11 protein-coding genes and 2 tRNA genes are annotated in these 12,550 nt (G+C 33.6%); 3 read left to right on the forward strand and 10 right to left on the reverse strand.

The window, feature by feature from the left end:
• Positions 1-78: 78 nt before the first annotated feature.
• The 4 genes from bioB to ACKTST_RS01120 all read right to left on the reverse strand — a co-directional run bounded on the left by bioB (position 79) and on the right by ACKTST_RS01120 (position 4,453).
• Positions 79-1,176, reverse strand: coding sequence for a biotin synthase BioB (gene bioB, locus ACKTST_RS01105; protein ID WP_408045952.1), 1,098 nt, complete (start codon positions 1,174-1,176; stop codon positions 79-81).
• Positions 1,177-1,241: 65 nt separating this feature from the next.
• Positions 1,242-2,657, reverse strand: coding sequence for a flotillin family protein (locus ACKTST_RS01110; RefSeq protein ID WP_408045953.1), 1,416 nt, complete (start codon positions 2,655-2,657; stop codon positions 1,242-1,244).
• Positions 2,658-2,678: 21 nt separating this feature from the next.
• On the reverse strand, positions 2,679-3,251 hold the full coding sequence (locus ACKTST_RS01115) for a hypothetical protein (RefSeq protein WP_408045954.1): 573 nt from the start codon (positions 3,249-3,251) through the stop codon (positions 2,679-2,681).
• Positions 3,252-3,310: 59 nt separating this feature from the next.
• The gene (locus ACKTST_RS01120; protein ID WP_408045955.1) at positions 3,311-4,453 is read right to left on the reverse strand and encodes a beta-ketoacyl synthase N-terminal-like domain-containing protein; all 1,143 of its coding nucleotides are present in this window, start codon (positions 4,451-4,453) and stop codon (positions 3,311-3,313) included.
• An 82-nt stretch (positions 4,454-4,535) separates the two neighbouring features.
• Between ACKTST_RS01120 and ACKTST_RS01125 the strand changes: the two genes are divergently transcribed.
• A complete protein-coding gene (locus tag ACKTST_RS01125) occupies positions 4,536-4,973 on the forward strand; it encodes a cytochrome c oxidase assembly factor Coa1 family protein (protein ID WP_408045956.1) in 438 nt (145 codons plus the stop codon).
• On the opposite strand, the gene bioA is transcribed toward ACKTST_RS01125, so the two are convergent.
• Genes bioA through ACKTST_RS01140 form a run of 3 tightly spaced genes read right to left on the reverse strand, consistent with a single transcriptional unit; the run spans position 4,959 to position 7,206 of the window.
• Entirely contained in the window at positions 4,959-6,224 is a 1,266-nt protein-coding gene (gene bioA / locus ACKTST_RS01130) for an adenosylmethionine--8-amino-7-oxononanoate transaminase (RefSeq protein WP_408045957.1), read from the reverse strand. The two genes, ACKTST_RS01125 and bioA, sit on opposite strands and share 15 nt — an antisense overlap.
• On the reverse strand, positions 6,221-6,829 hold the full coding sequence (gene bioD / locus ACKTST_RS01135) for a dethiobiotin synthase (RefSeq protein ID WP_408045958.1): 609 nt from the start codon (positions 6,827-6,829) through the stop codon (positions 6,221-6,223). The genes bioA and bioD overlap by 4 nt, the downstream gene beginning before the upstream one ends.
• Positions 6,826-7,206 carry a putative signal transducing protein gene (locus ACKTST_RS01140; RefSeq protein ID WP_408045959.1) on the reverse strand — a complete coding sequence of 127 codons (381 nt, stop codon included), beginning with the start codon at positions 7,204-7,206 and terminating at the stop codon, positions 6,826-6,828. The genes bioD and ACKTST_RS01140 overlap by 4 nt, the downstream gene beginning before the upstream one ends.
• A gap of 308 nt (positions 7,207-7,514) precedes the next feature.
• On the opposite strand from ACKTST_RS01140, the gene ACKTST_RS01145 reads away from it, so the two are divergent.
• Positions 7,515-7,919, forward strand: coding sequence for a hypothetical protein (locus tag ACKTST_RS01145; protein ID WP_408045960.1), 405 nt, complete (start codon positions 7,515-7,517; stop codon positions 7,917-7,919).
• Between the two features lie 237 nt (positions 7,920-8,156).
• On the opposite strand, the gene ACKTST_RS01150 is transcribed toward ACKTST_RS01145, so the two are convergent.
• The 3 genes from ACKTST_RS01150 to ACKTST_RS01160 all read right to left on the reverse strand — a co-directional run bounded on the left by ACKTST_RS01150 (position 8,157) and on the right by ACKTST_RS01160 (position 9,550).
• Positions 8,157-9,296 carry an aminotransferase class I/II-fold pyridoxal phosphate-dependent enzyme gene (locus tag ACKTST_RS01150; RefSeq protein WP_408045961.1) on the reverse strand — a complete coding sequence of 380 codons (1,140 nt, stop codon included), beginning with the start codon at positions 9,294-9,296 and terminating at the stop codon, positions 8,157-8,159.
• Between the two features lie 45 nt (positions 9,297-9,341).
• Positions 9,342-9,415, reverse strand: a tRNA-Asn gene (locus ACKTST_RS01155).
• 58 nt (positions 9,416-9,473) lie between these two features.
• Positions 9,474-9,550, reverse strand: a tRNA-Asn gene (locus tag ACKTST_RS01160).
• Between the two features lie 257 nt (positions 9,551-9,807).
• On the opposite strand from ACKTST_RS01160, the gene ACKTST_RS01165 reads away from it, so the two are divergent.
• Positions 9,808-12,534, forward strand: a complete 2,727-nt coding sequence (locus ACKTST_RS01165; protein ID WP_408045962.1) for a 2-oxoglutarate dehydrogenase E1 component — start codon at positions 9,808-9,810, stop codon at positions 12,532-12,534.
• The last annotated feature ends 16 nt before the right edge of the window (positions 12,535-12,550 follow it).

Below are 12,550 nucleotides of genomic sequence, written 5' to 3' on the forward strand. Positions count from 1 at the left end.
AAGTAATCTCATTAAATAAAAAGATTACTTCGAAATTAAAATTTCTCGTAATGACGATTTTAATATTGTAAGCCAGTATTAATTTCTTAAAACTTTTGCTTCTTGCTTTTTAGCTTCGTTTCGCTCAATTTTATGTTCTGGTCTTGTCCATTTTGGTTTTTCACCTAAATCTTTATATTGAGAATCACAAGCTTCTACCGATTCTCTTTGTTCGTGTTTATAAAATGCTTTTTGCGGATTCAATCCTAATTCTTCAAACATTTTCATATCCTCGTTAATATCAGGATTAGGAGTCGTTAATAATTTATCTCCTGCAAAGATAGAGTTAGCTCCTGCAAAGAAACACATAGCTTGTCCTTCTCTACTCATTTGTGTTCTACCTGCCGATAAACGTATTTGGGAGTCTGGTAAAACAATACGAGCAGTAGCTACCATACGTACCATTTCAAAAATGTTTACAGGTGGTTGGTCTTCTAACGGAGTACCTTCTACGGCAACTAATGCGTTAATAGGTACAGACTCTGGGTGCGGAGAAAAACGAGTTAAAGTTTCTAACATTCCTGCTCTGTCTTCTAACGATTCTCCCATACCAATAATTCCACCCGAACAAACGGTTACATTTGTTTTACGAACGTTTTCAATAGTATCAATTCTATCGTCAAAAGCACGAGTAGAAATAACGTCGTCGTAATAATCTTCTGAAGTATCAATATTATGATTGTAAGCATATAAACCAGCCTCTGCTAAACGCTGTGCTTGGTTTTCGGTAACCATACCTAAGGTACAGCATACTTCCATGTCTAATTTGTTAATAGTACGCACCATTTCTAATACTTGATCAAATTCTGGTCCGTCTTTTACATTTCTCCAAGCAGCACCCATACACACTCTTGATGAACCTCCTTCTTTGGCACGTAACGCTTGTGCTTTTACTTGGTTAACGGTCATTAAGTCGTTCCCTTCAACATTGGTGTGGTAACGTGCTGCTTGTGGACAATACCCACAATCTTCAGAACACCCGCCTGTTTTAATCGAGATTAGGGTACTTACTTGTACGGTGTTTGGGTCGTGATATTTTCTATGTAGTGTTGAAGCTTCGTATAAAAGCTCCATTAAAGGTTTGTTATATATTGCTAGAATTTCTTCTTTCGTCCAATCATGTCTTATTTCACTCATAAATTCAAGTTGTTTGTGGTGGTAAAAATAAAAAATTCCGCTACGAAAGCGGAATTTTATGAGTCTTATTTTTCTTCGGAAGGAGAATCGTCTTTATCGATGACTTTAGCATCTGTATTCGGAAGCTCTTTTCCTTTTAAATAATCAGGTAGTTGCATACCCGCCATATTAAACATTTCTTGTAGTGGTGGTACTGCATTGTACATCCCTGAAATAAAGTTCGATGTTGAGGTTTTTCCGTCTTTTCCTCCACCATTTTCCCAAACAGTAACTTTATCAATTTTAATATTTTTAATCGCTTCTGATTGTAATTTTACCAATTCAGGTAATTTGTCTGCAATTAATAATAAAGCAGCGTTTTGTGAATCGTTACCAGCAGCTTTAACAATTTGATCTAAACCAGCAGCTTGTTTGGTTAATACTTCATATAAACCTTGTGCTTCTGCTTGAGCTTTGAATAAAATAGCATCTGCCTCTCCTTTTGCTTTTCTACGAATTTTTTCTGCTTCCGCTTCTGCGTCAATCTCAACTTTATTTTTATCAATTTGAGCAGGTACAATAATATCTGCCATTTGTGAAGCTCTTTCTCTTTCTGCTCTGGCTTTTTCAGCTTCTTGTTCTGCAGCGTAGGCTTCTTCTAATGCTTTTGCCGATTGCACTTTTTCTGATGCAATAGCAGAGCGTTCAGCTTCTGCTTCTCGCTGTCTTCTTAACGCATTTGAGTTTGCAACTTCAATTTTTGCAGTGTTTTCTCCATCTACTGCTTTTGCATTAGCAGCAGCTACTTGTGTTCTTTCGTCTTGTACTGCGTTAGCTTCACCAATAGAACCATCTCTGTTTTTTTCAGCAACCGATTTACGAGCCGCATTAATTGCGTGTGCAGCAGCTTCTTTACCTAAAGCTTCAATATAACCTGATTCGTCAACAATATCAGTAATGTTTACGTTGATTAGTTTTAAACCAACTTTTTTCAATTCTGATTCTACACTTTGTGAAATATTGGCTAAAAATTTATCTCTATCAGCGTTAATTTCTTCAATATCCATAGAAGCAACAACTAAACGTAACTGACCGAAAATAATTTCTTTCGCTAATTCTTGAATTTCTGGTAAGCCAAGACCTAATAAACGCTCAGCAGCATTTTGCATGATTCCTGGTTCGGTAGAAACTCCAATGGTAAAACGAGAAGGAACATTTACACGAATGTTTTGTTTAGAAAGTGCGTTTACCAAGTTTACTTCAATAGAAATAGGCGTTAAATCTAAAAATTCATAATCTTGAATTACTGGAAAAATAAAAGCAGCACCTCCGTGAATACATTTAGCAGATTGCCCGCCACCAACTTTACCATATACTACTAAAATTCTGTCGGAAGGACATCTTTTATAGCGTTTTATTAAGGTAGCAAATAAAATAAAGATAAATAGGATGGCAACAATTAGACCTATAGGTCCTGCAAATCCATCAATTTGTAATAGCATTAGTTTTAACATAGTCAATTTTTATTTTTGAGGTTCAACAATTAATATTCCGTTTGAGGTTACTTCGATAACTTTTATTACTGTTCCTTGAGTTAAATCAGTATCATTATCAGTTAGCGCTTCTAGTTCGCGAAGTGAATTTTGCACTTTAATGTGTACTTTTCCTATGTTGGAGCGATTTGCGCCAACCGTTAAATAAACTTCACCAATTTCGTTTAGTGCGTTTTTCATTTTTAAAGTGCCGCTATCAGTAAGTTTACTTATGTAATAAAAAAGAGCAGCCATAATAGTCATCATTATCAATCCGCAAATAACAGAAATGATAATAGTTATTAGTTTAGAGTTTCCAGCATCGATACTTGCAATTCCACTCCACCCAAAAATAGCAAAGAAAGCCACCATATTTTTAAAAGTGAAGAATTGAAATCCAGCACCAGTATCTGCATCAATTTCAGTGTCTATATCACCAATATCATCAGTGTCTGCACCGATAAAACTACCAATTAAAACAAATAGAAAAATTAAGGTTGAAATTAGTGTAACAACCCAATACATTTTTTGAAACGAAGTTAATTCAGAAAACCATTCCATCATAAAGCAATTATTTAATAAGAGTTACTAAAAGTATATAAATTGCCTGAAATCGACAATTTTTATTTTGTCACTAGAACAGAAACCGCATTTCCACCAAAACCTACAGCATTTACCAATATTTTAGATAATTTTTTTGGATGTTCTTGAGGTTTAGCAAAAGGAACTTCAATAGCTTGTTGGTGCTGCAACATTAAAACAGCCAATTCTAAACTTAATAATCCAGAAGCCCCAAAGGTGTGCCCTAGTTTCCATTTATTAGTAGTTAAAAAAGGGAGTTTGTTACAAAACACGTTTTTAATTGCATTTACTTCAGAAATATCTCCTTTAATCGTTCCAGGTGCATGCATAATTACAGCATCAATTTCATCAGGAGAATAATTACCTAATGCCATTTTCATTGATTTTTGAAAACAATCTGCATTGGTGGAAACGGATGTGTTGTGTTCTAAAATTTCGGTTGCATACCCAATACCTTCAATTTTTGCTATGGCATCTTCTTTAGCTCCGGCTTCTAAACAAAAAGTAGCTGCGCCTTCACCTAATACCATCGTGTTTTTTTTCTTTTCTAAATCGAATGCTTTGCAAGGAATTTCATCTTTTTCATTTGAATATACTTTCAATGCTTGCATTTGAGCAATGGTAAAATCGGTTAAAGAAGCTTCACTGGCACCAACTAAAAACTTGTCGGTTAATCCAGATTGTAACCAAGCAACACCGTTTAGTAAAGAATGTAATCCTGTTGAGCAGGTAATTGAGTGTGAAATTTCTGGTCCGTTACTTTGTAAATCATGCGCAATCCATGAAGAGATATTTCCTAAAGTTGTGGTAGGAGAACTCAAAGTAGAAGAAATACCTTTTTCTAAAAATTCTTTATGGTATTTTTCAAATAAAGAAGTTGCTCCTCGAGAAGAACCTATATTAATTCCGAAGTTGTCATTACCATTCCAGCCTGCTTCTTGAACTGCTTTTCGAGCCACTAAAAGTGCATAAAGAACGGTTTCGTCTAGGTTTTTATACTTGTTGTCAGAAAGCCTTATTTTCTCAATCTTCTTTTTGTCTTCTAATGAAAGCTGAGCAACCCAAGCATTGTTCTTTTTCGATAAAAAATGCTGAGGTAACAAATAGTTACTCCAAATAGTATTTGGATTGCTTCCTAAAGCAGAAATAGATGCAAAAGATGTTATTGAAATAGGTTTGTTCAACACGATAAAATTTTGGCAAAAATAAGGCTTCTTAAGGGGATTCAGAAGAAAATAAATTAGTTATCTTGCTAATAAAAAAATTATGAGTGAACAGCATCAAAAAAGTTGGTTTCGTAGAAATTGGTTATGGTTTATCCCTTTAACAGGATGTTTAGGAATTATTTTTCTTTTCGTATTTGGAATAGGTGCAGCAATTTTTGGGGTTTCAAAAATGATAACCAATTCAACTCCTGTAGAATATGCGATTGAAAAAGCTTCTAAGAATGAATATGTTATTGAAAATTTAGGAGCTGAGATTGAAAAGTATGGCATTCCTTCAGGGAATATTTCTTTGAGTAATGATGATGGAGATGTGGATTTTTCTATCCCAATTAGAGGAGAAAAAGGAGAAGGAATTTTAGTGGTAAGAGGAATTAAAACGGATGGTGTTTGGGTGTATGAAGACTTATATGTTCGCGTAAAAGAAACTCAAGAAGAAATTAATTTGTTAGCAAATGAAAAGATTCTAGAAAGTATCTAGAACCTTTTCAATAGTTGTATATATTTTGTTCAGTTGTTCTTGGGTAATTACATACGGAGGTTGGATGTAAATCGTATTTCCTAACGGACGCAAAAATACTCCTTCATTCATAAAAGATGCTAAGAGTTGATCTCTTAAACTACCATATCTGCTAGAATTTGTTTTTAAATCAATCGCTAAAATCACCCCTTTTGAACGTACTTCAGTTACTTTAGGATGGTTTTTTACTTTATTTAAAAAGTTAACATGAGCTGACGAAATTCGTTGGATGTTTTGTTGAATTTCTTCAGACTGTAGTAGTTCGATACTTGCTAAAGCTGCACGACACGCGATTGGATTTGCAGAATAGGTATGACAATGCATAAATCCTTCAGCAATTGAATCTCCTAAAAAAGCAGCATAAATTTCTTCGGTACAAGAGGTAATTGCCATAGGAACCAATCCTGCTGTTAAGGCTTTACTTAAACAAATAATATCTGGTTTGGTAGTAATTTCATCAGAAGCAAAATTGTTTCCAGTTTTTCCAAACCCCGTCATTACTTCATCAGCAATAGTTAAGATGTCGTTGTCTTTACAAAATTGAAGAATTTCGTTTATATCTTTGGCATTATGAATTTTCATTCCCGCAGCTCCTTGAACCAAAGGTTCGTATATAAACCCTGCTACTTTTTCTTTAGTAATAATCTTTTTTAACTGCTCTATAATAGCATGGTTATTTTCTCCATTCGGAACAGGAACACGTTCTACATGCATTAAAAAATCTTCAAACGGACCATTGTAAACCGAAAGTCCTGAAACAGACATTGCGCCAAAGGTGTCACCGTGAAATCCGTCTTCTAAAGCTATAAATAAACTTCTTTTTTCGCCTTTGTTAAAATGGTATTGTAACGCCATTTTAATTGCAGCTTCAACTGCAGTAGAACCATTGTCGTTAAAAAAGATTCTATTCTGATTTTCTGGAAGAATTTTAATCAGTTCTTCAGAAAGTTTTACAGCAGGTTCATGTGTAAAATCGCTAAACATTATTTGATCTAACGTTTGCATTTGGTTGTAAACACGACTTGTAATAAAATCATTACAATGCCCAAACATACTGGTGTACCAAGAAGAAATAGCATCGATATACTCGTTGCCATGTTCGTCGGTAAGTATGCATCCTTTTGCTTTTACAATTCCTAAACTATTGGGGTGGGTTTGGTGTTGTTTTAAAGGATGCCACAAGTGCTTTTTATCTCTTTCTTGTAAGGTCATAATTTGTCTTTAAAAAGGTTGGCATACTCTTTAATTACATTTTTATCAAAATATGGTTCTTCATCAATACGCCCAATAACAGGAGCATTTGTCATCTTTTTAATAATGTCTTCTGTTGTTGGATGTTCATTTCCTGAAAAAAGTATTACAACATCAAAACCTCTTTCTTTTAAGTAATTTACCGTTAATAAAGTATGGTTGATACTTCCCAAATAATGACGAGAAACCACGATGATTTTATAATCTGGTTTAAGAATATCTAATAAAGTGTTTTTATCATTTAAAGGGACTAACAATCCACCAGCACCTTCAATAACTAAGTTGTTTTTTGTTGAAGGTTCTTTTATATTATCAATTTCAATTCTAATTCCATCTATTTCTGCGGAAGCATGCGGACTCATAGGTGTTTGCAACCCGTATGCATTCGGATGGAAAATAGTTTTTTGATTAGAAATTAGTTTTTCTACTTTATGTGTATCGGAATAGGCTAAATCACCCGATTGTATGGGTTTCCAATAATCAGCCTCTAAAGCTTCCGTTATAATGGCAGAAGCGATAGTTTTGCCTACTTCTGTTGAGATTCCTGTAATAAAATATTTTTTCATTTAAAGATTGTTTTGCAATCGTTACATATAAATTTTCTGCTTTCAAAAAATGGGAAAAGCATAAAAAATAGATTTTTTCGTTGTAAATCAGCAACGAGTATTTTTGTCGAATTACACTTAGGGCAATGAATATCGTTTCCATTCTCGTCTTTGTGATAATTTCTAATGTCGTTATAAATGGTGATTGCTCTTTCTAAATCTGAGTTATGAACAAGTAGCTTTACCCCTCCAATAGCTTGACTAATTAATGGGTCAGAATCAACAGTTTTTTCATCCATTAACATGGTGTTTATTCCTTCCGAATCTAATTTAGCTTTGATTACTTGGGCTTCAGTAGAATATTCAAAAAGAGCTAAAATGGTAAAGTCATCTCTCATCTGCTTAGATTTTAAGCAAAAGTAGCAAGGTTCTCTAAAACATCGGTAATTTCCTTCTTAGAATTATAAGAGTGTAAGCAAAAAATAGGTGTGTTTATGATTTTATAGAATAGTTAAAGTATAGAATATTGTTTCTGCTTTTAAGGAATGTCAAAATTAATGAATAAACTTAGGACATTTTATGAATAGATTTATTTTTGTAACAGTAAGTTTTAGAATAAGACTTATGAGTTATCTAAATCATAATTTAGATAAAGCATCCATTTTCTGAACTAATGAACTTTAGAATAAAACAAAAGAAAAGTATAATGAAAAATAAAATTCTAAAATTATTTCCTGTATTATTCGCAATACTGTTGTTAGTTTATGTTTTTTATAACAATAATAGAAGAGAAACGTTGTTAAAAAAAGGAGAAACTGTATACACTTTAGGGACTACTACTCAACTTAAATCTACATCTCGTTCAGGATTGTCTATATATTATAATTTTTTTCTTGCTAACGATAACAAAAAAATTGAAGCTAGGACTTTCTTTGATATAAAGGACGCAAAAAAACCTTATGTATTCATAAAGGAAAAGTATATTGGTAAAATTTTTTTTGTAAAGTATAGTAAAGAGAAGCCTATTTATAGTGAAATTTATTTCGATAAGCCTGTACCAGATAGTTTATCTAATTGTACTAATTGTTATTGGGAAAAGCCACCATGGTAGTTTTTAAGTTTAAACATCAAAATTATACTTTGACCGCAGAGAATCTAAGTCTTGATTTTGTTATTCTTTTGTCTTGATACAAAAGAATAACAAAAGTTACATGAGTTTACACAACAAACTTCTTATTCGTCATTACGAGGAGTTAGCTATACGACGAAGTAATCTGTTTGTTCGTAGTTTATAATTAACTTTTGAGTTCTTATTTAAAAGATTGCTTCACTTCGTTCGCAATGACGATTAGTTTGAATAAAAAACTAATTTTTCTAAAACATCAGTAATCTCTTCTCTTGAATTATAAGAGTGTAAGCAAAAGCGCAAACGTTCATGGTTTTCTGCAACGGTTGGAGAAAGAATAGGTTTTACGTTAAAACCTTCTTTTTGTAATTGAGCAGCAATGTTTTTTACCTTTTCATTTCCTGGAATAACACAACATTGAATTGCTGAATTACTTTCTATAAAGTTCAATTTCAGTCTTTTTGATTCTAAGATAAAATGCTGAGTATTTTCTTGAAGTTTTTCTTTTGAATCAGTAGTGGTTAACTCCTCATAAGCAATTTTTATGGTGGTTAAGGCATGAGGAGACAAACCTGTAGTGTAAATAAAGCTTCTTGCAAAATTCACTAAATAATCTATAAGTTGTTGACTGCCTAAAATTGCAGCACCATGGCAGCCTAAACCTTTTCCGAAAGTCATAATACGAGCAAAAATCTCTTTTTCTAAATTCAATTCTTGAATCAATCCATAGTTAAAAACACCCAAAGCATGCGCTTCATCAACGATTAAATATGTATTTGTGTATTTTTTTATGAGTTGTGACATCGTTGTCAAATCTGGCGAGTTACCATCCATAGAAAAAACACTTTCTGTAACTACATATATTGAGGAGTGAGATTCTGAAACAAGTTCAGAATGACGTGTAATTAATTTTTCTAATTCCTCAATGTTATTGTGTTTAAACTTATACGGTTTAGCGTTAGAAAGTTGAATTCCATCTCGAATAGAGGCGTGAATAAACTCATCGTATAAAATAATATCTCCACGTTGAGGTACAGATGAAAAAAACCCAAGGTTAGCGTCGTAGCCAGAATTAAATAGCAACGAAGCTTCAGTTTTGTGAACTGTATTTAGCTCTTTTTCAACGATAGTATATAGGTTGTGATTTCCAGAAAGTAAACGGGAGCCTGTTGCTCCGTTAATTTTCAACGTATTTTCAAGTAAATACTCATGCGTTTTATCAAAAATAACTTCCGATTTAGCAAATCCTAAATAATCATTAGAAGAAAAATCGATAAGTGAATTTTCTTCACCAAGACTTCTTAAAGAGTTTTGAGCGATTCGTTGCTGTAGTTTTTGATGTAATTTTTTAGGAAACTGCATGGTGTAAAAATAAAAAAAGACTTACAATATTGTAAGTCTTTTTTGCTCCTCAACCTGGACTCGAACCAGGGACCCTCTGATTAACAGTCAGATGCTCTAACCAACTGAGCTATTGAGGAATGTTCTTGTAGAACAATCTATATATGTTGTAGAAATTATCGGCTTCTACGTTGCCTTTGGCTCCTCAACCTGGACTCGAACCAGGGACCCTCTGATTAACAGTCAGATGCTCTAACCAACTGAGCTATTGAGGAATTTAAAACATACTTGTCTTAAAATGCGAGTGCAAATTTAAGTTCTTTTTTCATATCTACAAATTATTTTTTGCAAAAAAATCAATAAAAACCATGTTGGGTTTGAAAATCAAAAAGTTATTAGGAATGTTTAAATAAAAACAATTCTCCTTTTTTGTGTTTATAGGGTTAAAAATAGCGTAAAAAAAAGAGCTGTTTTTATTAAAAGTTGTACTTTTGTCGTCATTATTCTTATACAGAAAAGTATCATAAAATATATGGACAAGTTTTCGTTCTTAAACGCAGTGCACGCAGAGTTTATAAGTGATTTGTATGAACAATATCAAAGCAACCCTGATGCGGTAGAACCAAGTTGGAGAGCCTTTTTTCAAGGGTATGATTTAGCGAATGAGAATTATTCGCTAACTGATGAAGAAGTTTCAGTAGAAATACCTAGAGAAGTTCAAAAGGAGTTTTTAGTAATCGATTTAATTAACGGGTATCGTACGCGAGGACATTTGTTTACCAAAACAAACCCAGTTCGTGAGCGTAGAAAATATTCTCCAACCTTAGATATTGAAAACTTTGGTTTATCTCAACAAGATTTAAATACTGTTTTTAATGCAGGAGAGTTTTTAGGGATAGGACCTAAAACTTTAGCTGAAATTATAGAGCACCTAAAATCTATCTATTGCGATAGTATTGGGGTAGAGTATATGTATCTTAGAAACCCAGAAGAAATTAAATGGTGGCAAAATCGTTTAAATCAAAACGATAATCACCCTAATTATTCTGTAGATGCAAAAAAATACATTTTTACAAAATTAAATCAAGCATCTACCTTCGAGAGTTTTTTACAAACAAAATATGTTGGTCAAAAAAGATTCTCTGTTGAAGGAGGGGAAACATTAATACCTGGAGTAAGTGTTGCTTTAAGAGATGCTGCTGAAAAATACGGAGTAGAAGAATGTGTGGTTGGTATGGCGCACCGTGGTCGTTTAAATACATTGGTAAATATCTTTAAAAAGCCAGTTCGCGATTTATTTAGTGAGTTTGAAGGAAAAGATTTTGAAGACCAAGATATTGACGGAGATGTTAAGTATCACTTAGGATTAACGTTAAGCAAAGAGTATAAAGGCGGACAAAAAATGAAGATGAATTTGGTGCCAAATCCATCTCACTTAGAAACTGTCGATGCAGTTGCTGAAGGTATTGTCCGTGCTAAGGTAGATTTAGATTATAACGGAGACGATAGTAAAATACTTCCTATATTAGTTCATGGTGATGCAGCAATTGCAGGTCAAGGAATTGTGTACGAAGTGGTACAAATGGCGCAATTAAACGGATATAAAACTGGGGGTACATTACACGTGGTGGTGAACAATCAAGTAGGTTTTACAACCAACTATTTAGATGCTCGTTCAAGTACTTATTGTACCGATGTCGCTAAAGTAACATTGTCACCAGTATTGCATGTAAATGCAGATGATGCTGAGGCGGTATGTCACGCAATGGAAATGGCTGTTGAATATAGAATGAAATTCAAAAAAGACATTTTTATTGATCTATTAGGTTACCGTAAATACGGACATAATGAAGGAGATGAACCTACATTTACGCAACCAGATTTATATAAATTAATCAAAAAGCATAAGAATCCTAGTGATATTTATGCTGAAAAACTAATAGCTGAAGGTAGTGTTACTGCTGAATATGTTAAGCAAGCTACGGATGACTTTAAAGCACATTTAGAAGTAGAATTCACAGAGTCTAAGAAAAAAGAAACATCTAAGATTCAAGATTTTATGCCTGATGTTTGGAAAGGTTTTGTTCGTAAGCAGTTAGAGCACATGTTGCAACCAACTGATACTACATATTCGGTTGAAGCATTAAAAGACATTGCTAAGGTAATCTCAAAAACACCACAAGGGCATAAGTTTGTTCGTAAAGCAGAGCGTATTTTACAAGGACGTGAAAAGATGGTTTTTGAAGAAAACTCTTTAGATTGGGGTACTGCCGAAAATTTAGCATACGGAACCTTATTAGAAGAAGGTTATAATATTCGTATTTCAGGTGAAGATGTAGAAAGAGGAACGTTCTCTCACCGTCATGCAATTATGCGTGATGAGAATACGTTAGAACGTGTTAACTTATTAAATACAAATCCGAAGAATAAAGGAGAAATGACGATTTACAATTCTCATTTATCGGAGTACGGTGTGTTAGGTTTCGATTATGGATATGCGATGGCAGCTCCAAACACTTTAACTATTTGGGAAGCACAATTTGGTGATTTTGCCAACGGAGCACAAATCATGTTCGACCAATATATTTCTTCAGCAGAAGATAAATGGAAATTGCAAAACGGATTGGTAATGTTATTACCTCACGGTTACGAAGGTCAAGGTCCAGAGCACTCTTCAGCAAGAATTGAACGTTTTTTACAATCATCAGCTATTGATAACTGGACGGTAGCTAACTGTTCTACACCAGCAAATATGTACCATATTTTGCGTCGTCAAATGAAGCGTGAGTTTAGAAAACCATTAATTGTATTTACACCTAAGAGTTTACTACGTTTACCACGTGCTGTAAATACTATTGAAGAATTAGCAGCAGGAACTTTCCAAGAAGTAATAGACGATACGATTGATACTTCTAAAGTAAAGAAAATGGTGTTCTGTACAGGTAAGTTCTACTACGATATGTTAGAAGAACGCGAGCGTTTAGGAAGAGAAGACGTAGCCTTAGTAAGAATTGAGCAATTATTCCCATTACATAATAATAAGATTAAAGAAGTGATGGATAAGTACCCGAATGTAGAACGTTATGTTTGGGCGCAAGAAGAACCAAAAAATATGGGTTCTTGGGGGTATATGTTAGAGCGTTTTGAATTGGCTAAATTAGAATGTGCTTCGAGAGATTATCACTCAGCACCAGCAGCAGGTTCAAGTGCACGTTACAAGCGTCGTCATCAACGAGTATTAGATAAAGTTTTTGATTAATTAAAGAAAGTATTTC

Origin of the sequence: Tenacibaculum crassostreae (assembly GCF_964512405.1) — a bacterium.
GTDB classification, from domain to species: Bacteria; Bacteroidota; Bacteroidia; order Flavobacteriales; family Flavobacteriaceae; genus Polaribacter; species Polaribacter crassostreae.

Coding starts and splice junctions, on each gene's coding strand:
- bioB (WP_408045952.1), bottom strand. CDS start 1,176: ATGAGTGAAATAAGACATGATTGGACGAAAGAAGAAATTCTAGCAATA.
- ACKTST_RS01110 (WP_408045953.1), bottom strand. CDS start 2,657: ATGCTATTACAAATTGATGGATTTGCAGGACCTATAGGTCTAATTGTT.
- ACKTST_RS01115 (WP_408045954.1), bottom strand. CDS start 3,251: ATGATGGAATGGTTTTCTGAATTAACTTCGTTTCAAAAAATGTATTGG.
- ACKTST_RS01125 (WP_408045956.1), top strand. CDS start 4,536: ATGAGTGAACAGCATCAAAAAAGTTGGTTTCGTAGAAATTGGTTATGG.
- bioA (WP_408045957.1), bottom strand. CDS start 6,224: ATGACCTTACAAGAAAGAGATAAAAAGCACTTGTGGCATCCTTTAAAA.
- bioD (WP_408045958.1), bottom strand. CDS start 6,829: ATGAAAAAATATTTTATTACAGGAATCTCAACAGAAGTAGGCAAAACT.
- ACKTST_RS01140 (WP_408045959.1), bottom strand. CDS start 7,206: ATGAGAGATGACTTTACCATTTTAGCTCTTTTTGAATATTCTACTGAA.
- ACKTST_RS01145 (WP_408045960.1), top strand. CDS start 7,515: ATGAAAAATAAAATTCTAAAATTATTTCCTGTATTATTCGCAATACTG.
- ACKTST_RS01150 (WP_408045961.1), bottom strand. CDS start 9,296: ATGCAGTTTCCTAAAAAATTACATCAAAAACTACAGCAACGAATCGCT.
- ACKTST_RS01165 (WP_408045962.1), top strand. CDS start 9,808: ATGGACAAGTTTTCGTTCTTAAACGCAGTGCACGCAGAGTTTATAAGT.